The 23,430-nt window shown below is 61.9% G+C and carries 30 protein-coding genes; 25 read left to right on the top strand and 5 right to left on the bottom strand.

Annotation, left to right across the window (positions count from 1 at the left end):
• Nucleotides 1-131: 131 nt before the first annotated feature.
• The 17 genes from ACQ1W9_RS08505 (at nt 132) to ACQ1W9_RS08425 (ending at nt 10,473) form a co-directional block, all read left to right on the top strand.
• On the top strand, nt 132-950 hold the full coding sequence (locus tag ACQ1W9_RS08505) for a GPO family capsid scaffolding protein (RefSeq protein WP_431026194.1): 819 nt from the start codon (nt 132-134) through the stop codon (nt 948-950).
• 15 nt (nt 951-965) lie between these two features.
• Nucleotides 966-2,024: a phage major capsid protein, P2 family gene (locus ACQ1W9_RS08500; protein WP_431026193.1), complete on the top strand. Its 1,059-nt coding sequence runs from the start codon at nt 966-968 to the stop codon at nt 2,022-2,024.
• A 12-nt stretch (nt 2,025-2,036) separates the two neighbouring features.
• Entirely contained in the window at nt 2,037-2,723 is a 687-nt protein-coding gene (gpM, locus tag ACQ1W9_RS08495) for a phage terminase small subunit (protein WP_431026192.1), read from the top strand.
• A gap of 106 nt (nt 2,724-2,829) precedes the next feature.
• Nucleotides 2,830-3,300, top strand: coding sequence for a head completion/stabilization protein (locus tag ACQ1W9_RS08490; protein WP_431026191.1), 471 nt, complete (start codon nt 2,830-2,832; stop codon nt 3,298-3,300).
• Between the two features lie 73 nt (nt 3,301-3,373).
• A complete protein-coding gene (locus ACQ1W9_RS08485; RefSeq protein WP_431026190.1) occupies nt 3,374-3,586 on the top strand; it encodes a tail protein X in 213 nt (70 codons plus the stop codon).
• Between the two features lie 14 nt (nt 3,587-3,600).
• Nucleotides 3,601-3,954 (top strand): putative holin, encoded by a 354-nt coding sequence (locus tag ACQ1W9_RS08480; RefSeq protein ID WP_431026189.1) that lies wholly within the window; start codon nt 3,601-3,603, stop codon nt 3,952-3,954.
• Nucleotides 3,951-4,226 (top strand): phage holin family protein, encoded by a 276-nt coding sequence (locus ACQ1W9_RS08475; protein WP_431026188.1) that lies wholly within the window; start codon nt 3,951-3,953, stop codon nt 4,224-4,226. Before ACQ1W9_RS08480 ends, ACQ1W9_RS08475 begins: the two co-directional genes overlap by 4 nt.
• Nucleotides 4,226-4,687 (top strand): D-Ala-D-Ala carboxypeptidase family metallohydrolase, encoded by a 462-nt coding sequence (locus ACQ1W9_RS08470; RefSeq protein ID WP_431026187.1) that lies wholly within the window; start codon nt 4,226-4,228, stop codon nt 4,685-4,687. Before ACQ1W9_RS08475 ends, ACQ1W9_RS08470 begins: the two co-directional genes overlap by 1 nt.
• Nucleotides 4,684-5,055, top strand: coding sequence for a hypothetical protein (locus ACQ1W9_RS08465; RefSeq protein ID WP_431026186.1), 372 nt, complete (start codon nt 4,684-4,686; stop codon nt 5,053-5,055). The genes ACQ1W9_RS08470 and ACQ1W9_RS08465 overlap by 4 nt, the downstream gene beginning before the upstream one ends.
• A gap of 105 nt (nt 5,056-5,160) precedes the next feature.
• Nucleotides 5,161-5,664, top strand: a complete 504-nt coding sequence (locus ACQ1W9_RS08460; RefSeq protein WP_431026185.1) for a phage tail protein — start codon at nt 5,161-5,163, stop codon at nt 5,662-5,664.
• Nucleotides 5,654-6,112 carry a phage virion morphogenesis protein gene (locus tag ACQ1W9_RS08455; protein WP_431026184.1) on the top strand — a complete coding sequence of 153 codons (459 nt, stop codon included), beginning with the start codon at nt 5,654-5,656 and terminating at the stop codon, nt 6,110-6,112. The genes ACQ1W9_RS08460 and ACQ1W9_RS08455 overlap by 11 nt, the downstream gene beginning before the upstream one ends.
• A 61-nt stretch (nt 6,113-6,173) precedes the next feature.
• Nucleotides 6,174-6,728 (top strand): phage baseplate assembly protein V, encoded by a 555-nt coding sequence (locus ACQ1W9_RS08450; protein ID WP_431026183.1) that lies wholly within the window; start codon nt 6,174-6,176, stop codon nt 6,726-6,728.
• The gene (locus ACQ1W9_RS08445; protein ID WP_431026182.1) at nt 6,725-7,066 is read left to right on the top strand and encodes a GPW/gp25 family protein; all 342 of its coding nucleotides are present in this window, start codon (nt 6,725-6,727) and stop codon (nt 7,064-7,066) included. Before ACQ1W9_RS08450 ends, ACQ1W9_RS08445 begins: the two co-directional genes overlap by 4 nt.
• Complete coding sequence (locus ACQ1W9_RS08440; protein ID WP_431026181.1) at nt 7,063-7,974, top strand: baseplate assembly protein; 912 nt, start codon at nt 7,063-7,065, stop codon at nt 7,972-7,974. Before ACQ1W9_RS08445 ends, ACQ1W9_RS08440 begins: the two co-directional genes overlap by 4 nt.
• Complete coding sequence (locus ACQ1W9_RS08435; RefSeq protein WP_431026180.1) at nt 7,967-8,602, top strand: phage tail protein I; 636 nt, start codon at nt 7,967-7,969, stop codon at nt 8,600-8,602. Before ACQ1W9_RS08440 ends, ACQ1W9_RS08435 begins: the two co-directional genes overlap by 8 nt.
• Before the next feature lie 12 nt (nt 8,603-8,614).
• Nucleotides 8,615-9,901, top strand: a complete 1,287-nt coding sequence (locus ACQ1W9_RS08430) for a phage tail protein (RefSeq protein WP_431026179.1) — start codon at nt 8,615-8,617, stop codon at nt 9,899-9,901.
• Nucleotides 9,902-9,903: 2 nt separating this feature from the next.
• Entirely contained in the window at nt 9,904-10,473 is a 570-nt protein-coding gene (locus ACQ1W9_RS08425) for a hypothetical protein (protein WP_431026178.1), read from the top strand.
• Between the two features lie 36 nt (nt 10,474-10,509).
• Here ACQ1W9_RS08425 and ACQ1W9_RS08420 read toward each other — a convergent pair whose 3' ends face one another.
• On the bottom strand, nt 10,510-10,839 hold the full coding sequence (locus ACQ1W9_RS08420) for a YegP family protein (protein WP_431026177.1): 330 nt from the start codon (nt 10,837-10,839) through the stop codon (nt 10,510-10,512).
• A 523-nt stretch (nt 10,840-11,362) separates the two neighbouring features.
• Between ACQ1W9_RS08420 and ACQ1W9_RS08415 the strand changes: the two genes are divergently transcribed.
• The gene (locus ACQ1W9_RS08415) at nt 11,363-11,692 is read left to right on the top strand and encodes a GrlR family regulatory protein (RefSeq protein ID WP_431026176.1); all 330 of its coding nucleotides are present in this window, start codon (nt 11,363-11,365) and stop codon (nt 11,690-11,692) included.
• Nucleotides 11,693-11,811: 119 nt separating this feature from the next.
• Here ACQ1W9_RS08415 and ACQ1W9_RS08410 read toward each other — a convergent pair whose 3' ends face one another.
• A complete protein-coding gene (locus ACQ1W9_RS08410) occupies nt 11,812-12,648 on the bottom strand; it encodes a hypothetical protein (RefSeq protein WP_431026175.1) in 837 nt (278 codons plus the stop codon).
• Nucleotides 12,649-13,103: 455 nt separating this feature from the next.
• Between ACQ1W9_RS08410 and ACQ1W9_RS08405 the strand changes: the two genes are divergently transcribed.
• The 7 genes from ACQ1W9_RS08405 to ACQ1W9_RS08375 all read left to right on the top strand — a co-directional run bounded on the left by ACQ1W9_RS08405 (nt 13,104) and on the right by ACQ1W9_RS08375 (nt 19,687).
• Entirely contained in the window at nt 13,104-14,288 is a 1,185-nt protein-coding gene (locus ACQ1W9_RS08405; RefSeq protein WP_431026174.1) for a phage tail sheath protein, read from the top strand.
• 11 nt (nt 14,289-14,299) lie between these two features.
• Nucleotides 14,300-14,812, top strand: coding sequence for a phage major tail tube protein (locus ACQ1W9_RS08400; RefSeq protein ID WP_346064251.1), 513 nt, complete (start codon nt 14,300-14,302; stop codon nt 14,810-14,812).
• Between the two features lie 263 nt (nt 14,813-15,075).
• Nucleotides 15,076-15,384: a phage tail assembly protein gene (locus ACQ1W9_RS08395; protein ID WP_431026173.1), complete on the top strand. Its 309-nt coding sequence runs from the start codon at nt 15,076-15,078 to the stop codon at nt 15,382-15,384.
• A gap of 26 nt (nt 15,385-15,410) precedes the next feature.
• Nucleotides 15,411-15,584 carry a GpE family phage tail protein gene (locus tag ACQ1W9_RS08390; RefSeq protein ID WP_379730138.1) on the top strand — a complete coding sequence of 58 codons (174 nt, stop codon included), beginning with the start codon at nt 15,411-15,413 and terminating at the stop codon, nt 15,582-15,584.
• On the top strand, nt 15,538-18,216 hold the full coding sequence (locus ACQ1W9_RS08385; RefSeq protein WP_431026172.1) for a phage tail tape measure protein: 2,679 nt from the start codon (nt 15,538-15,540) through the stop codon (nt 18,214-18,216). Before ACQ1W9_RS08390 ends, ACQ1W9_RS08385 begins: the two co-directional genes overlap by 47 nt.
• 23 nt (nt 18,217-18,239) lie before the next feature.
• The gene (locus ACQ1W9_RS08380; RefSeq protein ID WP_431026171.1) at nt 18,240-18,683 is read left to right on the top strand and encodes a phage tail protein; all 444 of its coding nucleotides are present in this window, start codon (nt 18,240-18,242) and stop codon (nt 18,681-18,683) included.
• Nucleotides 18,680-19,687: a contractile injection system protein, VgrG/Pvc8 family gene (locus ACQ1W9_RS08375; RefSeq protein WP_431026170.1), complete on the top strand. Its 1,008-nt coding sequence runs from the start codon at nt 18,680-18,682 to the stop codon at nt 19,685-19,687. Before ACQ1W9_RS08380 ends, ACQ1W9_RS08375 begins: the two co-directional genes overlap by 4 nt.
• Before the next feature lie 44 nt (nt 19,688-19,731).
• Here the strand turns inward: ACQ1W9_RS08375 and ACQ1W9_RS08370 are convergent, their stop codons facing one another.
• The 3 genes from ACQ1W9_RS08370 to ACQ1W9_RS08360 form a co-directional block, all read right to left on the bottom strand.
• Nucleotides 19,732-20,520 (bottom strand): DUF2971 domain-containing protein, encoded by a 789-nt coding sequence (locus tag ACQ1W9_RS08370; RefSeq protein ID WP_431026169.1) that lies wholly within the window; start codon nt 20,518-20,520, stop codon nt 19,732-19,734.
• Nucleotides 20,521-21,029: 509 nt separating this feature from the next.
• The gene (locus ACQ1W9_RS08365) at nt 21,030-22,226 is read right to left on the bottom strand and encodes a hypothetical protein (RefSeq protein WP_431026168.1); all 1,197 of its coding nucleotides are present in this window, start codon (nt 22,224-22,226) and stop codon (nt 21,030-21,032) included.
• Nucleotides 22,207-23,349, bottom strand: coding sequence for a nucleoid-associated protein (locus ACQ1W9_RS08360; RefSeq protein WP_431026167.1), 1,143 nt, complete (start codon nt 23,347-23,349; stop codon nt 22,207-22,209). The genes ACQ1W9_RS08365 and ACQ1W9_RS08360 overlap by 20 nt, the downstream gene beginning before the upstream one ends.
• Between the last annotated feature and the right edge of the window lie 81 nt (nt 23,350-23,430).

Genomic DNA, 23,430 nt, shown 5'->3' with positions numbered 1-23,430 from the left:
CGCGCGCGCAGCAGCGACACCGGGCCCCTCGGTGTGAGTCGGCCCACTTACACCGGTAGCGCGTTGAGCCGGCCCTCGTGTGCGCGGAACCTGACGGCAACCATTCCGCACATCCCAACCGAGGCCCTCTCATGCCCTGGCATCGTATCGGAACCGAAGGCGCCACCACCGATGGCCGTGTCATCAGCGCCGACTGGCTCACCCAGATGGCCAAGAATTTCGACCCGGCCAAGTATGGCTGCCGCGTCAACATGGAGCACATCAAGGGCCTGCTGCCCGATGGCCCCTTCAAGTCCTATGGCGACGTCACCGCGCTGAAGGCCGAGAAAGGCGACGACGGCAAGATGGCGCTGTTCGCCGAGATCGATCCGACCGATGAGCTCAAGGCCTTGGTCGAGAAGCGCCAGAAGGTCTACACCTCGATGGAAGTCGATCTCGACTTCGCCGGCAGCGGCGAAGCCTACCTGGTGGGCCTGGCCGTCACCGACTCCCCAGCCTCCCTGGGCACCTCCATGCTGCAGTTCAGCGCCGAACAGGGCCAGGAATCCCCGCTCGCCAGCCGCAAGCAACGCCCCGAGAACCTCTTCTCCGCTGCGGTCGAGACCGCGCTCGACTTTACCGAAGCCCCGGCGGAGGCGAACGGCCCCAACCTGCTCGACACCGTGAAGTCACTGTTCGCCAAGCACAGCGGCAAGCACAAACACGAGCTCGCCGCCTTCCAAGCCGACCTGCAGCAGACCCTCGCGCTCTTCGTCGAGAAGCACACCGCACTCGAAGGAGAGCTGGCCAAGCGCCCCTCCGATACCGCATTCAGCTCCCTGCGAGCCGATCACGACGAGCTGAAAGGCCGCTTCGAGGACCTGTTCGCCCAGCTCGACAACGAGCCCGGCCGGCAACACCAGCGCTCACGCGCGACCGGCTCCGACGCCGCCATCGAAACCGACTGCTAAGGGACGCCTCGATCCATGCGCAACGATACCCGCATTCTCTTCAACCAGTTCGCCGCCCAGGTGGCGAAGCTCAACGGCGTGCCCGACGCGACCCAGAAGTTCGCAGTGGAGCCCAGCATCCAGCAGCGCCTGGAGAAGCGTATCCAGGAGTCGAGCGACTTCCTGGGTCGCATCAACGTGATCGGTGTCGATGAGCTGAAGGGGGAAAAGCTCGCCCTCGGCGTCTCCGGCCCCATCGCCGCGCGCACCAACGTCACCAACCAGGACCGCCAGACCCGCGACCTCTCGACCCTGGATGCCCAGGGCTACGAGTGCCGGATGACCGAGTTCGACACTCACCTCGGCTACGCCAAGCTGGACGCCTGGGCCAAGTTCCCCAACTTCCAGGCGATGATCCGTGATGCCATCGTCCGCCAGCAGGCGCTCGATCGGATGATGATCGGCTTCCACGGCACCTCGGCGGCGGCACAGACCGACCCGGTCGCCAACCCGATGCTCCAGGACGTCAACATCGGCTGGCTGCAGCACTACCGCACCCAGGCCCCGGCCCGGGTCCTCAAGGACGGTAAGACCGCCGGCAAGATCCTGATCGACCCCACGAAGACCACGGACGCCGAGGGCAACGTCACCGGCATCGTCGGCGACTACGCCACCCTCGACGCCCTGGTCTACGACGTCGTCAACAGCCTGATCGAACCCTGGTACCGCCAGGCGCCGGGGCTGGTGGTGATCGTTGGGCGAAGCCTGCTGGCCGACAAGTACTTCCCGCTGCTCAACCAGTCGCTGCCCAGCGAGCAGATGGCCGCCGACCTGGTGATCAGCCAGAAGCGCATCGGCGGCCTGCAGGGCATGGACGTCCCCTACTTCCCCGACGACGCCATCCTGGTCACCACCCTCGATAACCTCTCGATCTACTGGCAAACCGGCGCGCGGCGCCGCCACGTCGCCGAGAACCCCAAGCGCAACCGCATCGAGAACTACGAGAGCTCCAACGACGCCTATGTCGTCGAGGACTTCGGTGCCGGCGCCCTGGTCGAGAACATCGAGATGTCGCCGGCCGCACTCAACGGCTAAGGGAGGAATCGCATGACCAGCCTCGCCCGACGTCACTTCCAGCGCGTCTCGGCCGCCCAGGCGGCCGAGGCCTCCGGCGACGCCCCGATGCAGGGCGACGCCTACCAGTTGATGCAGGCCGCGCTGTTCGAGGACTACCGGCGCCTCAAGTCGACCCAGTCGATGGAACGCAAGGCCGAGATCAAGCGCGAGATCCTGCCCAAGTACGCCGACTACGTCGACGGCGTGCTCGCCGCCGGCCGCGGCGCCCAGGACGACGTGCTGATGCGCGTGATGCTGTGGCGCATCGATGCCGGCGACATCGCCGGCGCAGTGGCCATCGCCCGCTACGCGCTCCAGCACGGCCTCACCCCGCCCGACCAGTTCGAGCGCGGCACCGCGGCGATCATCGCCGAGGAGGTCTCCGACCAGGCACTCAAGCTGATCGAAGCCCAGGACGCCGAGGTAACCGACCTGCTCGAACTGCTCGAGGAGGTCGAGGTACTGACCCGCGACGCCGACATGCACGACCAGGTGCGCGCCAAGCTCTACAAGTCCCTCGGCTACGCCCAGCGCGACGCCGGGCGGCTGGAGCCGTCCCGGCTCAGCCTGGCCCGCGCCCTGGAGCTCAACGACCGGGTGGGCGTGAAGAAGGATCTCGAACGCCTGGATCGCCAGATCCGGCAACACAACGATGCCGATCGGGCCGACCACGCCTGATCGGCTCCACCGAGTCGCACGCCGACGTCAGGGGGCGCGACGCTAGAGAGGAGGCTTCCTCCCGGCTCGAACCGTCGCCCACCCCCTTCAACCAGGATCACCGCCGATGACCAGCTTCGTCTCCGCCGGCAGCGCCACGGACACCACCGCCGAGCCGATCCAGAACAACGGCTTCTGGCCGGACCTCGACCCCAGCGCTTTCCGCGACCAGCACCGCCTGGACAGCACGGTCACCGCCGTGCGCCTCGAGGGTGCCCTGCTCACCGCCATGGCCATGGTCAACCGCACCCTGCGCGACTGGCAGGCCCGCCAGGTCGAGGCCGGGCACCCCACGGTGGACGCGGTGCCGGTACCCATCTGGCAGGCGCCCGGTATCTACCCGGGACTGTACCGACGCGCGGTGTTCTCCATGGCGCACGCCAGCCTGCTCGAGCGCTACGCCGATTACGACGCCACCAACAGCGGGCGCGATCGCGGCGAACAGCTCACCGAGCCGGCGGACAGCTACCGCCGCGATGCCGCCTGGGCGATCAGCGAGATCGAAGGCCGCCCGCATAGCACCGTCGAGCTGATATGAACAACGTCCCTGTCGTTCACCCTGCGGGCCAGCGCTGCGCGCTGTTCCAATCCTCTCCCGGAGGATTGGTCTGATGGCCCGTACCGTCCGGGCCCGGCAGCACGACACCCTCGATGCCATCTGCTATCGCGTCTACGGCCGCACCCAGGGTGTCACCGAGCAGGTACTGAAGGCGAACCCCGGCTTCGCCGACCTCGGGCCGATCCTGCCTCACGGCACCCCGGTGCGGCTGCCGGACATCGCCCCCGAGCCGCCCAGGCGGCCCACCGTCCAGCTCTGGACCTGACAACGAGGAACCCCATGGCCGAACCCAGCACCGCCGTCGCCGCTGGCACCGTCAGCCTCACCGCCGCCCTGATCGCCTTGCTGCCCGGGGTCGATCCTGACGCAGCCATTGGGGCCTTCTGTGGCGCCCTGCTGTTCTTCATCAGCGGCAAGAAGGAGTTTCCGCTCTGGATGAGGATCGCCTACCTGCCGATCTCCTTCGTTATCGGCTACTTGGGCGGCCCCTCCCTGCTCGGCGACTACCTCGAAGCCACCGCCGTCTCTGCCTTCATCGGCGCCTCTATCACCGTCACCGCCGGGATTCGGGTCATCGAAGGAGTTCGCACTCTGGACCTCAAGGCCTGGCTAGGACCCGGAGGGAGAAAATGAGCGTCTTCACCGATATCGCGATTCTCGCGGCCACCATCAGCCTGCTCCGCATCCTCACCTTCCAGCGTCGAGGAAGCCGCTACCGCCGTGGCATCTCCTTCCTCGCCTGGCTACTGGCCTGCGCCAATGTGGTGCTGATCTTCAAGCTCCCCGGCCTGGCCCTGCCCGAGCCGGCCAGCATCGGCCTGGCCATCGCGTTGGTCATCGTTGCCGCACTGCTGCTGCGCGCCCGCGGCAACGTCGCCCATGTCTTTCCGCTCCGGAGACTCTGATGCAACTCACCCCCCACTTCCATCTGTCCGAATTCACCCGCTCGAGCACCGCTCGGCGGCTCGGCGACGCCAACCAGCCCAACGCCCAGGAACTGGCCAACCTGCGGCGCCTGGCCGAATGCCTGGAGCGGATTCGCGCCCACCTGGGCGGCCACCCGGTCGTCATCACCTCGGGCTTTCGCAACGAGCGGGTCAACCGCGCCGTGGGCGGCGTACCCAACAGCGCCCATCGCCTGGGGCTCGCCGCCGATTTCACCGTGCCCGGCTTTCACCAGGGGCCAAGCAGCGTGCTGGCCACCTGCCAGGCTATCGCCGAGGTACCAGGACTCTGCTTCGACCAGCTCATTAACGAGCATGACCGCTGGATCCACCTCAGCCTGCGCCCAGCGGACGATCGCCGCCAGCTGCTCACCATCGACAGCCGAGGCACCCGCCCCGGACTGCTCAGGGCCCAGGCATGAACCACCTGAAACTGCCGCTCGCGGCCCTGCTGCTGGTCGCCGCCCTGGTTACCGGCTGGACTGCCCGCGGCTGGCTGGAGGACAGCCAGCGCCTCACCGCCGAACGGGCCGCCCAGCAGGCCATCGACGCCGCGCTCGCCCGGGAATCGCGCATCGCCCACGCCGTCGAGGCACGCCTGGCCGAGCTCGACGCCAACGAACGCATTATCGATCGAGGGATCATTCGTGAAGTGCAGAAGCCGATCTATCAGCGCGTTTGCCTTGGCGACGACGCTATCCGCCTGCTCAACGACGCCGCCGCCGGGCGCCGACCCGATCCAGCAGGGCCTGCTGCGCCCCTGCCCCGCGACCCTGCCGGCGCTGACTGACGGCACCGGACAGGACGTCGCTCTCACCCTGGCCCGTTGGGCCCGCCAGTATCACGGCTGCGCCACGCGCCACAATGGCCTGGTCGAGCTGCTCGAGGCCCGTCCATGAAGAAGTTGCACCTGCTGCGACAGCGGCTGATCGGCGCCGTCCCCTCGCTGGCCCGGGATCCGGACCGGCTGCTCACCTTCGTCGAGGAAGGCAGCATCGAGTTTCGCCGCGGACGCAACCTGTCCCATGAGTACCAGTACGCCGCCCAGCTGGTCCTCACCGACTTCGGCGACGACCTGGACACGGTGATGGTGCCGCTGCTGCAGTGGCTCGCCGAGTACCAGCCCGACGCGGAGCCCGGCGAGGCCGTCAGCTTCGAGGCCGAGATCCTCAGCAACCGCTCGGTGGACCTCGCCCTGCGCGTGCGGCTCACCGAACGCGTCATCGCCAAGGTGGACTGCGAGACAGGCACCATTCGGGTCGATCGCGCCCTGCCCCGCTTCGAGCTCGACGCCTGCCCGGTGACGCAGCATTGGCAGCTGCTGATCCGCGACACCAATACCGATGACGACTACACCCTGGCGTCTGAATGGGGCGAGGCGTCCACCGATGGCGGATGACCTGCAGGCCCTGGAGGATTGGGTCGCCCCGCTGCTGGCCCGGCTCGAGACCAAGGAGCGCCGCCGACTGGCGCGCTCCGTCGCCCGCGACCTGCGCCGCAGCCAACGCGAGCGCATCAGGGCGCAGACCAACCCCGATGGCACGCCCTACGCCCCGCGCCGGCCCCAGAAGTGGCGGGCCCGCCAGGGTGGCATCCGTCGCCGGGCCATGTTCGGCAAGCTCTCCACCGTCAAGTGGCTCAAGGCCTCCGCGCGCGGCGATACCGCCGTGGTGGGCTTCTTCGGCAACGTCGCCCGGCTCGCTAAGACCCACCAGTACGGCCTGCGCGATCGCATCGGCCGTGACGGCCCGACCATCGAGTACCCACAGCGCGAGTTGCTCGGCTTCACCGAGGCCGACCGTCAGCTGATCCTCGACTCGCTGCTGACCCACCTAGACCCGGTGTAAGTCCCTCGACTCACACCCGCCCCCGCTTCGCCTGCCAATGCCGCCGCAGCACGATAGCGGCATGACTATCACCGAGCTCCTCCGCCTGATTCACAACCTGATCCGCACCGGGACCATCGCCGCGGTGGATCATCAGGCGGCGCGCGTGCGCGTGAAATCCGGTGAGCTGCTGACCGACTGGCTGCCCTGGATCGAAGGCCGCGCCGGCACCACCAGGGACTGGGACCCGCCCACTGAAGGCGAGCAGGTCGTGGTGTTTTCGCCCGGCGGCGATCCCGCGGCCGGGGTGGTGCTGACCGGGCTGTTTTCCGATGCCCATCCCGCGCCGGCGGCTCTCGCCGCCCTGTACCGCCGCCTGTTCCCGGACGGTGGCCTGTTCGAGTACGACCACGAGGCCAGTGTGCTGCGCATCAAGCTGCCCGGCCGCATCGAGATCGAGGCCCCGGGCGGCACGTCCTGGCTCGGCGACATCGCTCACCAGGGCAACATGGCCCGCCAGGGCAGCTACGCCCAGGACGGCGGCGAGCTGACCCATAACGCCGTGAACGTTGGCCATGACCACCCCCACACCGGCGTCGTGCCCGGCAGCGGCCAGAGTGGAGGGCCCGTGCAATGACCGGAATGAACGCCACCACCGGCCGCGCCCTGGACCACCTCGAGCATATCCGTCAGAGCGTGAGCGACATCCTCACCACGCCGATCGGCTCGCGGGTCATGCGTCGCGACTACGGCTCGCTGCTGCCCGAGCTGATCGACCAGCCCCTCAACGAAGCCACGGCACTGCGGGCCTACTCGGCGGCCGTCGTCGCGCTCATGAAATGGGAACCGCGGATCCGCGTGCAGCAGATCACCCGCGAGGTCTCCACCGAGCGCCCGGGGCGTCTCGACCTCGCCATCGTCGCCCGCCTCATCGACTCCGGTGAGACCGTTTCCCTCGAGGTTCCGATCACATGACCGGCACCATCGACCTGTCGCAGCTCCCCGCGCCCGACGTCGTCGAGACCCTCGACTACGAGACCATCCTCGCCGAGCGCAAGGCGCGGCTGCTCGACCTGGTCGGCGAGAGCCGGCGCGCCGAGGTAGAGGCCACCCTCGCGCTGGAGAGCGAGCCGCTGACCAAGCTGTTGGAAGAGAACGCCTATCGCGAGCTGCACTGGCGGCAGCGGGTCAACGAAGCCGCCCGGGCGGTGATGCTGGCGTTCAGCAACGATACGGATCTCGATCACCTGGTGGCCAACTTCGAGGTCGAGCGACTGATGATCGACCCGGGCGACCCGAACGCCACCCCGCCGGTACCGCCCACCTACGAGAGCAACACCGACCTGCGCCTGCGCGCCCAGCGCGCCTTCGAGGGACTCAGCGTGGCCGGCCCGCGCGGCGCCTATGTCTACCACGCCCTGTCCGCCGACGGCCGGGTCGCCGACGCCACGGCCACCAGCCCGGCCCCGGCCGAGGCCCTGGTTACCCTGCTTTCCACCGAGGGCGACGGCACCGCTTCCCAGGAGCTGATCGACCTGGTCGAGGCCGCCCTCTCCGCCGAGGACGTGCGCCCTGTGGGCGACCGCCTCACCGTGCAGTCAGCACAGATCATCGACTACAGCGTCGATGCCACCCTCTACGTCTACCCCGGGCCCGAGCAGGAGCCGATCCTCGCCGCGGCCCAGGCCGCCCTCGATGCCTACGTCTCCGCCCAGCGCCGCATCGGTCGGGATATCCGTATCTCGGCGATCCATGCCGCCCTGCATGTCGAGGGCGTGCAGCGCGTCGAGCTCACGGCCCCCGCCGCCGACGTCGTCCTGGACGATACCCAGGCCGCCCACTGCACCGGTACCAGCGTGGTGATCGGAGGCAGCGATGCCTAACACTGACCACCTCAAGGGTCTGCTGCCGCCCAACGCCTCACCCCTGGAACGGGCCGCCGCCGAGGCCCTGGCCGAGATCCAGCGAGTGCCGGTGCCGCTGCGCGACCTCTGGCACCCGGCGACCTGCCCGGCCCACCTGCTGCCGTACCTGGCCTGGGCGTTCAGCGTCGATCGCTGGGACCCGACCTGGTCCGATGCCGCCAAGCGCGACGTCATCGCCTCGGCGTTCTATGTCCACCAGCGCAAGGGGACCATCTCGGCGCTGCGCCGGGTGGTCGAGCCCCTGGGCTATCTGCTCGAGGTCGTCGAGTGGTGGGAGACCGAACCTACCGGCACGCCCGGCACCTTCGCGCTCAGGATCGGCGTGCTCGACACCGGCATCACCGAAGCCATGTACACCGAGCTTGAGCGGCTGATCGACGACGCCAAACCGGTCAGTCGCCACATCAGCGGCCTGGATCTCGCCGGCGAGAGCCGCGGCACCGCCTACGTGGCCACCGCCGCCTATGACGGCGACGTCACCGCCGTGCTGCCCTTCGTCGCCGAGGAAACCGAGGTCGAGGGCCTCTTCTACGTGGGCGCCGCCATCGATAGCACCGACACCGCCACCGTCTACCCACTCCCCTGACAGGAGGCCTGAATGCCCCAGTTCTATACGCTGCTCACCGATGTCGGTCAGGCCAAGCTGGCCAACGCCGTGGCACTGGGCACCACCATCGAGATCACCCAGCTGGCCGTGGGCGATGGCGGCGGCAGCCTGCCCACCCCGAACAGCAGCGCCACCTCTCTGGTCAACGAGGTGCGCCGGGCGGCGATCAACGCCAGCCAGACCGACCCCGACAACCCGTCCTGGATCGTGGTCGAGCAGGTCATCCCCCCCGATGTCGGCGGCTGGACCATCCGCGAGATCGCCATCGTTGATGCCGACGGCGACCTGATCGGCATCGGCAACTACCCCGAGACCTACAAGCCAGTGTTGTCTGAGGGCAGTTCACGCACCCAGACCGTGCGTTTCGTCCTCGAAGTCAGCGACACCAGCGCCGTCACCCTCAAGGTCGATCCCAGCGTGGTGCTGGCCACCCGGGAGTACGTCGATACCCAACGCGCCGAGCATGAGCAGAGCCGCGATCATCCCGCCGCTACGACAACCGAGCTTGGTTTCGTCGAGAAAGCCACGCTGCCCGAGGCCAAGAGCGGCGCCGCTGATAAATTTCCTGATGCTGCCGGAGTCCTGGCTGCGATTAGGCAGTTCGGACTCGGTGGGAGCATTAGGCTCAGCAGCACCGATGACTTCAACGACATCAATAACGAGGGTATTTACGGCTGGTTTAATGGCGAGCCTGCGAACGGCCCAGGGGTTGATTCCTACGGTGTGATGTTCGTGATCCATGACGGCTCACAACCAGTGCAGATCGTGTTGGGAGGAGCTTCGTCCCAATTCTATCAACGTCGCAAAAGCAACGGAGCGTGGGGTGGTTGGGTCAATCACCGAAACGCCAGCATACTCACTTCTGGCACTGTCCACCCCGACCGGCTGCCTGCTGCAACTGAAACCGTTGTCGGGGCCGCCAAGGTTTCTACTCAGCAGAAAGTCGATGCTGGAACGGATGATGCAACGGTAGTAACGCCGAAGAAGTTGCGGTGGGGATTTAGCGTAAGCCTTGCGAAGAATGGATTTATTGTTTTCCCAAGCTGGCTGGGTGGCCTAGTGTTTCAATGGGGAAGGGTGTCAGTAAGTAATACGCCGAGTTATTACAGTTACCCTACAACATTCCCGAACGGAGCGTTCGCTGTATTAACCACAGGGGGTGGTGCCACTGGCTCTTTTGAAATGCATCAGGCTGAGACTTATAGCAACTCACAGTTCGAAGCTGCACAAAGCGCAGCAGAGAGCAGAATTGCAGTTTTCTTTTCGGTAGGGCATTAATGATGAAAATTCTATATGATCCAGTTAGCAAAGGGTTTTATGACAGAAAGCTGCATAAGTCCAATGTCCCAAGTGACGCTATAGAAGTGACAGAGGAAAAATATAAACAACTTCTAGAGGGTCAAGCCCAAGGGAAATTCATCATTTCTGATAAGCAAGGGAGCCCTATTTTATCAGACCGCCCCGAGTTGACTATTGACAAGTTGGCTACGCGCAAGCGCCGCGAAATTGAGAACGCTCTGGTCGCTGCCCTCGCCGCCGGCCTGCCCTACACCATGCCCGATGGCACCGAGGACACGGTGCAGATGCAGGCAGAGGATCGCCAGAACCTGCTCGGCCTGGCGATTGAGGCCCGCGACCTCAAGGGCACCGGCGAAACCGGCACCGTTCAGGAGTTCCGGGCCAAATCGAACACGCGCTACCCAATGACGCCCGACCAGGTCATCGCCATGACCGACGCCGCCCTGGCCCACTATAAAGCTCTGCTGCAGCAGAGCTGGGACCGCAAGGACGCCATCGATGCCGCGCTCGAGGCGGGCGACCGGGAAGGGATTGAAATAGTTGTATGGTAAAAAAGCCCGCCAGATGGCGGGCTTCTCTATCGGCCTTCACTCCTTGAACTTCATCGGCCCCTGGCCATTCGTCTTCACGGACTGGATGCCATTTTCCCGAGCCGCCTCGGAAGAATACATCTCGCTGGAACCGATCACCTGGCCGTTCCCGGCCTTCAAATTGAAGAAGGGTTGACCATTCTTAGCCGTCTTTCGGTCATAGCGAGCATCGTTGCCGCTGTTGGCGCGGCACGACTCAATACCATTCTCCGCTGCGGATCGCGTCGTGTAGCGCTCGCTGCTCAGAATGACCTCATGGTTACCCGCCTTGAGCGTGAAGTGGTACTGGCCATCAGTGGCCTGCTTGAGCTCGTAGTAACCCGCCATCGTTCGACCTCCATGTTGGTTGCACAACCTGACCGTCCCCACCCATCGAGGATGCGACTCTCCCATTTGTAGTCGTTGCTTGGTGAGTCTGCCAGCGCTCGTCGCAGCCCCCTCATCCGCTCAGCATGGTTCGCCTGGGCCTGTGGGGCTGGTTGAGCCTCAATCTAGCGCCCGCTGCACGACCATCGAGGCCAGCGACCTCAAGGCCGCTGGCGTGACCGATCCCATCCAGGAGTTCCACACCACCTCGAACTCCCGCTACCCGATGACGCCCGACTAGGTCATCGCCCTGACCGATGCCGCCTTGGCCCATTATATGGCACAGCTGAAGCAGAGCTGGGACCGCAAGGATGCGGTCGACGCCGCCCTTGCCGTGGGTGATCGAGAAGGGGTCGAAGCAGTGCAATGGGCAACAGAGTGAGGAAAAGAGGGGGCGCTATCGACTGTCACTTTTCTGCCGTTTGAGGTTAGCTGCCACCCGTGGTAATGCTGGTAGTGCATATCGCAACCAGGAGCAGTACCGATGATCGATGGACTCTACGCCGTGCACTTCCGTGCGGCAGGTGATGAAGGTACGGGGGTGGTCTCTGTGACCAATGGCTCAATCAACGGCGGTGACTATGGCTACGCCTACCAGGGACGGATCCTGGAGAGCGGCCAAGGGGTAAGCACGACGCTTTCAGTGTGGCGCTTCAATCCACATGCCAAGTCCGTGTTCGGACAAGCGCAAAGCTTCGAACTTGAACTCAGCGGCCCCACCAGCGAAAAGGGATTTGAGCTTACCGGAAACATTAAAGGCAGCCCGGCCCACAAACTCAATGTCAGCGGTCGCTTCTTGAAGCCTCTGGTATGATTTCAACAATCACTTATCTTCAGCATAAAGCCCGCCACTAGGCGGGCTTCCCCCATGGGCGGGCATGGCATAGTCACAAAATGCAACAGGGACAATTAAAAACTTAAAAAACCTATCTTTTATCCACTTGGCAGTGACACCGAGACATTGGATGATTTAACCTTCGCCCCAACTTCTGCCCAGTAGCTCTCTGCAGCACCAGGAAGAATGCTCAAGTCGAGCACACCAAAAAGCTTGACAAGCCTAGCATACTCCACATCTTCAAGCCATTCTCTATAAAATGCCAATGTGCTTGTAATAAGCACTTTATCATCCCCAAGAAGAGTCAAATAATACCCCTTCAATTCCTCCGCATCCTCCAAACATTCTTTAATAAAAATCAGGAGCTGGTAATTCTCATAATGAATTTTATTAGCGAGAACTGCTAAGGATGGACCAGCATCTATATCAAGAACTTTTTTGGCATTTTCAGGATTTTTCAGCAAATCTCGAAATGTCGTTCCAACAGGAAAAGCTGTAAAAAAATCACCAGCTAGACCAACGCTTTTCATCCACTGACAAGCGTTCTCCCCAAGCTCACTTCGTCTATTCTCCAGAAGTAAAGGAAACACCTTTTCAGCTCTGCTATATGCTGCCATTCTTCTCTGATGGGAATCGTTTGAGCTTATCTGCCTCTCTTGCTGATCCAACAACTTATCCTGCTGACTTATAGTAACGATCAAAGCATCAATCGTTGCAAGCAGGGCAATAACACCAACCGTGCCCGACATATATGCCCCAAAGCTTGCCCAATCCCCAGGATCATCTGAAACCCCAAACCCTTTAAAATTAAAGACGTAGAAAAGAACAGGGATAGGTGCCAATAGTATGAAGTTTACAACCAGCCTTCCTCGCTTGGTATTGTAAACATCATAGAACTTCCTAAGCTTTTTAAAAATCCACCTCAGTAGTCTCATACCCCCTCCTTGTTCATTGAGACCATCATCTTACCGTGCCAAGTTGTGAATTGCCCATGCACAATCCCCGACGATAGAGCCCAGCCCGCCACCCGGTGGGCTTTTTTCATGCCGTGAATCAGCACCTGTTGTAGATCGCCTATCTACAACACCCACCGCTCGCCCTGCCCACCTGGCTCGGCAACCATAAAGCCATCCCAAGCAACGAGGTGGCCCATGACAAACTCGTACTTCATCAAGCAGCTGGTGCTCAAGCTACTCGACATCATCCGCCTGATCCTGAAGCTCCTGACGACATAGCCGGGCCAGTCCCTGCCAGGCCAGGCCCGGCGGGCTTCTTGGTCTGGGTGTGAGTCCCCCCACTCACACCCGCCGCCGCTAACACCCTGCCCGCCTGCGCCGCACGATACCTGCGTGATGTCACGTTTTCGCTGAATCCTGCGCAGGAGCCTCCCATGGCACTCGACCAATACCACCACGGCGTGCGCGTCTCTGAGGTCAACGACGGCACCCGCTCTATCCGCACGGTCTCGACGGCCGTCATCGGCGTGGTCTGCACCGCTCCGGATGCCGACGAGGCGACATTTCCCCTCGACCAGCCCGCCCTGGTCACCAATGTGGACACCGCGATCGGTAAGGCCGGCACCACCGGCACGCTCAAGGACGCCCTCACCACCATCGGCAACCAGGCCAAGCCGATCATCGTCGTGGTGCGCGTCGCCGAAGGCATCGACGAGATCGAGACCACTGCCAACGTCATCGGCACCACCACCGAGACCGGCCAGCGCACCGGCCTGCAGGCGCTGCTTACCGCCAACCAGAAGCTGGGCGTCACGCCACGCATCATCGGTGTGCCGGAGCTCGATACCCAGCCGGTGGCCACCGCCATGGTCTCGGTGCTGCAGCAGCTGCGCGCCTTCGGCTACGCCTACGCCCACGACTGCGAAACCGTTACCGACGCCACCGCCTACCGCGACCAGTTCGGGGCCCGGGAGCTGATGATCATCTGGCCGCAGTGGCAAGCCTTCGATACCGATGCCGCCGGCACGGTCTCGATCAGCCCGGTCGCCGTGGCCCTCGGCCTGCGCGCCAAGCTCGACCAGGAGGTGGGCTGGCACAAGACCCTCTCCAACGTCGTGGTCAACGGCGTCACCGGCATCGATCGCGACGTGTTCTGGGACCTGCAGTCGCCCAACACCGATGCCGGGATCCTCAACGCCGCCGACGTCACCACCCTTATCCAGCAGGGTGGCTACCGCTTCTGGGGCTCGCGCACCTGCGCCGGGCCGCAGTCCCTGTTCCCGTTCGAGAACTACACCCGGACCGCGCAGATCCTCGCCGACACCATCGCCGAGGCGCACCTGTGGGCCGTGGACAAGCCCATGCACGCCTCCCTGGCCCGCGACATCATCGAGGGCATCAACGCCAAGTTCAGCGAGCTCAAGAGCCTGGGGCTGATCGTCGACGGCCAGGCCTGGCTCAACGACGAGCTCAACACCCAAGAGTCGCTGAAGGCCGGCAAGCTGCGCATCGACTACGACTACACCCCGGTGCCGCCCTTGGAGGACCTCGGCTTCCAGCAGCGCATCACCGATTCATACCTGGCCGATTTCGCCGCGCGCGTCGCGGCCACCGCGTAAGGAGCGGACCCATGGCACTCCCGAAAAAGCTCAAGGACCTGAATCTGTTCAGCAACGGCGACAGCTGGCAGGGCGTTATCCAGTCCGTCACCTTGCCCACCCTTACCCGCAAGATCGAGGAGTGGCGTGGCGGCGGTATGGATGGCGCAGTCGGCATCGACATGGGCATGGACGGCCTGCTGACCTGCCAGTGGACCGTCGGCGGCCTGGTCGAGTCGATCTTCGACAACTTCGGCAGCTCGCGCATCGATGCCGAGCTGCTGCGCATGACCGGCAGCTACGAGCGCGACGACGTCGACGAGGTCGATGCGGTGGAGGTCGTGATGCGCGGCCGCCACACCGAGATCGACATGGGTGATGCCCAGTCCGGCGAGAACACCGAGCACCAGGTCACCAGCACCCTCAGCTACTACAAGCTGGCCATCAACGGCACCACCAAGATCGAGATCGATCTCCCCAACTACGTGTTCAAGGTCAACGGCGAGGACATGCTCGCCAAGCGCCGCCGCGCCCTGGGCCTGTAAACGACGAACGCCCCGCCGGTATGGGGCCGGCGGGGCGCTCTGGATTCGCACCCTATCTAGAGGCTAGGGGGAACCTGTGCAACAGCATAACCATCCGCGCGAGAAAACGCGATTACGCATCGGAGGCAGCATGACCCCGCAAGGTGCAGACCGTGCCGGTTTTCTCCTCGCCCTGGCAGCCATCTGGGGCGCCACCCTCTTCGGCCTCGCCGCGATCCTGTTCGCGGCCCGCGGCCTGATGTAACCCACAAGGAATCCATGACATGACCAAGACCCAAGTCGCTCAAGCCATCACCGCCACCATCGAACTCGACACCCCGCTCAAGCGCGGCGAGACCGAGGTCGCCGAGCTGACCCTGCGCAAGCCCTCCGCCGGCGAACTGCGCGGCGTCTCCCTGGCCGAGGTGCTGCAGATGCAGACCGACGCGCTCATCACCCTCATTCCGCGGATCTCCAATCCCTCGCTGACGGCGGCCGAAGTGCGCCAGATGGACCCGGCCGACCTGGTGCAGTGCGGCGGCGAGATCGCCGGTTTTTTGCTGACGAAGCGGGCCAAGGGCGAGACCGCATAAACCTCCCCACCCAGGTAGAAGACGCGATGGCCGACCTGGCCATCGCCTTCCACTGGACCCCCACCGACTGCGCGGACTTCACCCTGCGCGAACTGATGGACTGGCGCGAACGGGCGCGCAAGCGCAGCGGTGCCGACGACCACGGAGCCCGCCATGGCGCGCGATCTCAAGCTACAAGTCATCCTCGACGCCGCCGATAAGGCCTCGCGGCCGCTCAAGGCCATCGATCGCGCCTCTCAGGGCGCCGCCCAGTCCATGAGGGAAAACCGCGACCGCCTCAGGCAACTGCAGGCGGTCCAGAAGAACGTCAGCTCCTTCCGCACCCTCAAGAACCAATCCGGCGAGACCGCCAGGGCACTCCGCGAACAGCAGGAGCGCATCCGTCGCCTCTCCCAGGAGATGCGCACCCACGAGGGCGACACCGCCTCCCTGGTCGCCGAGCGCCGCAAGGCCATCGAGCAGGCGCGCCGGCTCTCCCGGCGACACGACGACGAGCGCCGGCAGCTTCAGCAGCTGCGCACCTCGCTCAACGAGAGCGGCATCAGCACCGCCAACCTGCGCCGCGACCAGCAGCGGCTGGCCAGCGAGATGCAGGAAGCCAACCAGGCCGTCGAAGACCAGCGCCGCAAGCTCAAGCGCCTGGCCGATCAGCAACGCCACGCGGCCCAGGCGCGAAGTCGCTACGACCGCAACATCGGCCGGGCCGGCCGCATGGCCGGTGCCGGAGCGGCGGGCCTGGCCACCGGCGGTGCGACGCTCTACGCCGGCGCGCGGCTGCTCGCCCCCGGCGTCGAATTCGGCGAGGCCATGTCCCGCGTGCAGGCCCTGACCCGCCTGGACGGCAATGACGAGCGCCTCGCGGCCCTGCGCGAACAGGCCCGGGAGCTGGGCGCGAGCACCGCCTTCAGCGCCGGGCAAGCGGCCAACGCCCAAGGCTTCCTCGCCATGGCCGGCTTCTCGCCGGAGGCCATTGAGGCCTCCATGGCCGACATGCTCAACCTGGCGCTGGCCAACGGCACCGACCTCGCCCGCACCGCCGACATCTCCTCGAACATCCTCTCCGGCTTCGGCCTCGACCCGGCGGAGATGGGCCGCGTCGGCGATGTGCTGACGGCCACCACCACCCGGGCCAACGTCGACCTCGAGATGCTCGGCGACTCGATGAAGTACGTCGCGCCCGTGGCGCGCGAGATGGGCCTATCCCTCGAAGAGGCCGCGGCCATGTCCGGGCTGCTGGGCAACGTGGGCATCCAGGGCAGCCAGGCCGGCACCACCCTGCGCGCCATGATGCTGCGGCTGTCGGCGCCCACCGGCGCGGCGGCCGGCGCCATCGAGGCCCTGGGCATCAATATCCAGGATGCCGAGGGCAACATGCGCAACGTGCCGCGGATCCTCTCCGACGTGGCCCGGGCCACCGAGGCCCTGGGCAACGCCGAGCGCATGGAGTACCTCAAGGCCATCTTCGGCGAGGAACCGGCGGCCGGCATGGCCGAGATGATCAACCAGCAGGGCTCCGCCGGCATCGAGGCCTTCACCGATATCCTCACCCAGGCCGCCGGCGAGAACGCCCGGGTGGCCCGGACCATGGCCGACAACATCGGTGGCGATCTCAGGTCGCTCAACAGCGCCTGGCAGGAGATCGGCATCACCCTCACCGACACCAACGAGGGACCCCTGCGCGGGCTGATCCAGACCATCACCGGGGTCACCCGCGCCGTGGGCAACTGGATGAAGGAAAACCCCGCGCTCACCGGCCAGTTGGCCACCGCGGCCGCCGCCCTCGCCGCCTTGGTGGCCATCGGCGGCGGTTTCATGGTGCTGCTCGGCTCGGTCCTCGGCCCGATCGCCATGGTCAACTACGCCCTCACCCTGCTCTCGCTGAACCCGGTGAGCCTGACCATCATGGCCATCGTCGCCGCGGTGGCCGCCCTCGCCGCCGGGGCCTACCTGGCCTACCGCAACTGGGACTCGATCGCCGGCTGGTTCGGCGAGCGCTGGAAGGACATCAAGGCCGCCTTCTCCGGAGGCATCGGCGGCGTAAGTCGCTTGCTGCTGGACTGGTCGCCCCTGGGGCTGCTGTGGCGTGGCATCTCGACCGCGCTCGGTGCCCTCGGCGTCGAGCTGCCCAGCACGCTCAGCGGCCTGGGCAGCGCCGTCATCGACGGCTTTATTGGCGGCATCACCGCTGGCCTGGGGCGCCTCGGCAACGCCATCACCGGGATGGGAGAGAGCGTCAGGAGCTGGTTCATGGAGACACTGGGCATCAACTCGCCGTCGCGCGTCTTCGCCCAGTTCGGCGACTGGACGGTGGAAGGCCTGATCGACGGCCTGACGGGCCGGCTCGCCGACCTTCGGGACCGGGTGGTCGGGATCGCCGACAGCGTGAAGGGCTGGTTCGCCGACGTGCTCGACATCAACTCGCCCTCCCGGGTGTTCGCCCGGTTCGGTGGCTATACCGTCGACGGCCTGAATGCGGGGCTCGACGCCCAGCGCGACGAGCCCGCCCGGCGCGTGCGCGACATTGCCCGGCGAGTCTCCCGCGCGGGTGCCGGGCTGGCCCTGGGCGCCGTCACCCTGCCGGCCGTGGCCATGCCGGCGATCGCCCCGCAGGAGCCCATCCGCTTCGACACCCGGCCGCCGCTGGCCAGTCCGCAGCAACAGGCCCAGGGCGGCATCACCCTGGGTGACATCCATATCACCGTCAACGCCTCACCAGGCATGGACGAACACCAGATCGGCCAGCTCGTCGCCCAGGAAGTGCAGCGCGCCCTGGCCGACGCCGAACGCAGTGCCGCCGCCCGCCGCCGCTCCTCACTGCGCGACATCGACTGACCCACCACCAGGAGGCCCCCACCATGCTTATGGCCCTCGGCATGTTCGTCTTCGCGACGCGCAGCGTGCCCTATCAGCAACTGCGCCGCTCCACCCAGTGGCGCCACACCAGCCAGTCGCGGGTCGGCGACCGCCCCGCCTATCAGTTCGTCGGCCCCGGGGACGACAGCATCACGCTGTCCGGCACGCTGCTGCCCGAGTTCACCGGCGGCCGCATCGACCTGGACGAGATCCGCGACATGGCCGACCAGGGCCAGGCCTGGCCGCTGGTCGAGGGCACCGGCAGGCAATACGGGCTTTGGGTCATCACCCGCGTCGAGGAGACCTCGAGCAGCTTCTTCCGCGACGGCGCCCCGGCGAAGATCGACTTCACCCTCCAGCTCGAGCACGTCGACGACACCCGCACCGACCTGATCGGCAGCCTCACCACCTCCGCCGTCGCCCGCCTGGCAGGGGCCTACGCATGAGCGACCCCACCGCCAGCCGCTACCGGCGCCCGGGCTACCGCATCACCCTGGGCGGCACCGACATCACTCCGCGCGTGAACGGCCGCCTGATCCAGCTGAGGCTCCGCGAAAGCCGCGGTCTCGAGGCCGACCAATTGGATATCGTCCTGGCCGATCACGACGGCGCCCTCGCCCTGCCCCGCCGCGGTGCCGAGCTGGCGGTCGCCTTCGGGTGGCAGGATGAGGGGCTGATCGACAAGGGGTTGTTCACGGTCGACGAAGTGCAGCACGACGGCACACCCGACCAGCTCACCATCCGCGCCCGCTCGGCGGACCTGCGCGGCGACCTCCCGGGCAAGCGCACCCAGAGCTGGCATGACCACATCCTGCGCGAGATCGTCGACACCATCGCCCAGCGCCACGACCTGGAGCCGGTCGTCGGCGAGACGCTCGGTGGCATCCGCGTCGGCCATATCGACCAGACGGATGAGTCGGACCTGAACTTTCTGACCCGGCTCGGCGAACGCTTCGACGCCATCGCCACCATCAAGTCTGGGCGCCTGCTGTTCACCCAGGCCGGCGAGGCGCTGACCGCCAGCGGCCTGGCCATGCCCGGCATTACCCTGGCCCGCCGCGACGGTGACCAGCACCGCTACAACACCACCGACCGCGATGCCTACACCGGCGTAAAAGCCTATTGGAACGACACACGCGGCGCCGAGCGACAGATCGTGCTCGCCGGGAGTGGCGAGAACGCCAAACAACTGCGCCCCACCTATGCCAGCGAAGCCGATGCCCTGGATGCCGCCCAGGCCGAATGGCGGCGTATCCAGCGCGGCCTGGCCGAGTTCGAGCTGACCCTGGCCCAGGGCCGGGCAGACGTGCTGCCCGAATCGCCGTTGGTGGTGCGCGGCTTCAAGGACGCGATCGACGCCACTCCCTGGCTGGTCACCGAGGTGGAGCACACCCTGGGCGATAGCGGCTTCGGCACGCGGGTGCAGTGTGAGATTAGTGCTGGGGCATAATTCAAGCTGGGCGGCCTGAATGAAAAAAATGCCTTCCAAAAAATTCAAAGGAATGCTTTTTTATCCACTTCTGAAAAATCAAGCGAATATTCACGCTCTTTTATCTTCGAGGCATAAACTTTTATCTCAAAGGGAAAGCTTTTTGCTATAGAAACCAACTTGCAAGCATTCTCCTCGCTTATCTGGCACCCCATATATATACCAGATACCGCTTTAGCCCTAAACTTCCTAACCCCCTTCCCGTATCCATCAAAAACCCTCCACTCCTTCTCATAAGACCAACCATCAGACTTATTAAAGACCATGGACTTATATATATCAAAGATAGAGTCTTCCCACCAATTTAAAACTGGAAAATGCTTATGATATTGTACTTCTCTAGCACTCCCAAAAGGCACTCTTCCGTATGAAGTATTAAACTCAACACAAAATCCCGTATGATTATCCGCGTAATGCGACCACATTAAAATATTTTCAGGATCTTCTGAAAGGCTTAAAATAGCAAAAATATCATTCTGTTTTTTATGCATCAGCTCTTCTACTTCTTTGCGATGCACCTCATTCCCAACACGCCCGCCATCAACCATGTCACGAGATAATTCTATATAGTCTTCTGGCTCTCCCTGCTCACCAAATGAGACCCACAATTGGAAGGCATACCGACTTATCTTCTTACTTCTGCTTGCCACATAATCAAATCTAGCCTTGCACTCAAATGGATCATTGAACATATTAGGAGAAGCAAAAAAGATTTCTTGATGTCTCAAAAGCCTTTCCCAGTAACCATTGGAATCAAAACTTTTATACTTGTACAAATAATTTGGCACATCCATTCCAGAAACTCACAGACACTTAAATGTAAAAACCCCAGCCAAATATTATAATAAAAATCACCTCCATGAACAATCACCCCATGGAGCATCTTTAAACTTCGTCAAAGTCATTCACACCACATACCGCCTGGCCTGGCTCACCACCACGCCCCTCAGATCCGACTGCCGGGCCAGATCGACTCCCGCGGTCCGGCGGTCGGTATCAGCCGAATCCGCCCGCCGATTCGGTGGATGCATAATAGCCATTGCTTGCCCTCCCCAAGCCAGCCGAATCAAGCCTCACCCAGCACGGCTAAGCCAAGTTCAAGCTGACACTGGCCCAGGGCCCGAGTCGCCGCTGTAGATCCGCGGCTCCAAGCCCGAAATCGGCACTCCCTGGCTGGCTACCGAGGTGGAGCACTCCCAGGGAGTCAGTGGGCTCGGCGCGCGAGTGCAGTGCACTGCAGGTAAGTGGAGTGCCTGCAAGTGAGAGTGCTTGATGAAAATACAAGTCATGTGGGAGCATCGACTCAAGCAACCCAAGACATGATTAGAGTGATCAGCAAGAAGGCAACGCCTACCCATACCATGACTTTCGAAAAGCAATCTATATGATCCAGCCTCTCTTTTGCTTTACGTATCCTCTCTGATACTTCTCGCTTTGAATCATTGGCATGCTTATGAACTTCTGTTGAGTCATCTAATTCATGAAACCGATCAAATGTATAAGAAACCTGCTTCGACAGATGATCAAACGATTCCCTATATATCTGGTTAGCTGACATAACGAGCTCCTTTATCATATACAGACCAAAAACTATGACAAAAAGACTCAAGGGATTTATTCCAGTTCTAACCAACGCACCAACAGCTATAATTGCACCAGGTATAGTAAATGCTTTAGCTTGCCCAGAAGACACAAACTCATTCACTTTGGAGCTATACTCAAGATTCTTCTCGCTTATATCATTAAGTATCTTATTGACTGAAAATCGATCAACATAAACTTTATACTGCTCCTTATATCTATCAAGAAGCGAGCGCGACGAGTGATAAAGAAGAGGAAAAAACTGAGTAAAACTTTGCTTCTCAAGCTCCTCAACAATCACATTTTTCAAAACATTCTCTCGTTCATGGCTATGTGCATCTTCCTCTAAAGACACACATTGCAAAAGAGAGTCCACCGCTTTATCTTTCTCTGGAGAAACGTCAAGATCTTTTAGCGTTTCATAATCAACATTCAAAGAAATCTCATCTTTTCTGATAGAGTCTTTCTTGTTATGGAATAGAAGAGCACTTCCAGTTTCAGTAGTGTGATCTGAAACTTTCTCAAGAAGCCTTTTTACCTTCAAATAAGTGCAGAATGCCTCCATGAACTTTTCAGCTTCTTCTCGAAGATCATCTGGAACGATGAAAGCTTCCGGGGCATCGCTTCTAAACCTGTAGTTCTCCCACAAATCGCGTAAAGAAAGAAAGATGTCAGGAACAGACTGCTTCCAAGCATCTTGGTCTAAAAGGAGGGTAACCTCAACTTCACCATTTTTCTGTTTGATCGCACGTCTTGCATGGGAATAGCCTGCGCTTTCTAAAACTTCCTTTACATGCTTCACGTCGACCTTACCTGACCCACGAGAAGCAACTATCGTATTGTCGTCACCAGCAACAATACGATAGTCTGAAATCAGCTCAACGACTTCCCCTTGTTTTCTATCCTTGATCATTGTCATGTTCAGTTACCCGCTTAATGATCTCTTCTCGCTCTACTTCACTGAGCGGGATCATCAGGTATCTAGTATCTTTTGTCAGCTTGACCTTTTTATCAGAATCGTAGGTCCCCACTGTCCCTTTGTTAACTTTGCATGAATACGACTTTTTATCGTCCTCAATAACAAAGCTCCCAGCCTTTATTATAGAGTTAGTGGTCGGAGCAGTCCACTCGTTTACTTGGTGACCTTTTACATTTACATGCTCTGCAAATTTCCCTTTCGCAGCATGTCCATCGTCTAAACATTCATCAACCCAGCCTTGTATATAATCAATGCTTACTGGAGCCTTCCGCTTGGCATACTCAGAAAGCTTCGACTCAATACTTTTTTGAATCTTGTTGTGAACGCTTATCCCCAACCCATGCTCATCACTAAACTCATCTAATGCTTCAAAAATTGCATCAACACTCGCAGCATTCTCAATTGCATCGCCGCACTCGAGAGACTCTTTGAAAAAATCGCTACTCTGATTCCCCTTAATAAACTGAAGATATGCATCTCCATCGCGAGACGGGTAAAGCCCTTTAAACAAGGTCACATCGATCATTGCTGCCTGTTTCAAAGCATCAATATCTATCGAATCCCTATTGGTAGGCTCATAGTTTCTATTAAAATTAAACACACCCTTCTTATCAAGAAGAACAACCAGCAACCGTCCTTCATCCCCTTCATCAGCTCGTGTCATATAGTGAATTATCACAACATAGGCATCTGAAAGAGATGTTCCAGCCTTACGCGTTGCTGACGAAACCATACTGTCGAGAACAAAACTTGACAGCCTCCCAAAACCATCATGGGTTTCGTTCAAGTTCTTTAGATGTGAAGCCAATGGCAAATCGTTGCCGGATGGATCTTCCCTAAAAAAATTATATAGCTTATTTTTCTTCGCAAACTTAGCTTCAATCTGTTGAACAAAGCTGAGTGCGACCTTGTCCCCCGTATCCCATTGGGTACCAACATCCTTCTCAAAAAAAGACTCCTTACCTACCTTTTTCCTCTGAAGGTGGGCACCGATCGCATGTAAGACCGTAAGGCTTGGCACCTCTTCTTTTGCTTGACTCTCGGAAACTTCAGCCTTATTCATTGCTTCACCCTCATAATCTGCGTATAAACTGAGCCAAAGCTCATCCTTACATTTTTCTATGTCGCTCTACTCGATACCTGA

The sequence above is a fragment of the Halomonas sp. H5 genome, from assembly GCF_050613175.1.
GTDB lineage: Bacteria > Pseudomonadota > Gammaproteobacteria > Pseudomonadales > Halomonadaceae > Bisbaumannia > Bisbaumannia salifodinae.
Note: the sequence above shows the minus strand (reverse complement) of the source record. Positions and strands in the feature narration are given on the sequence as shown.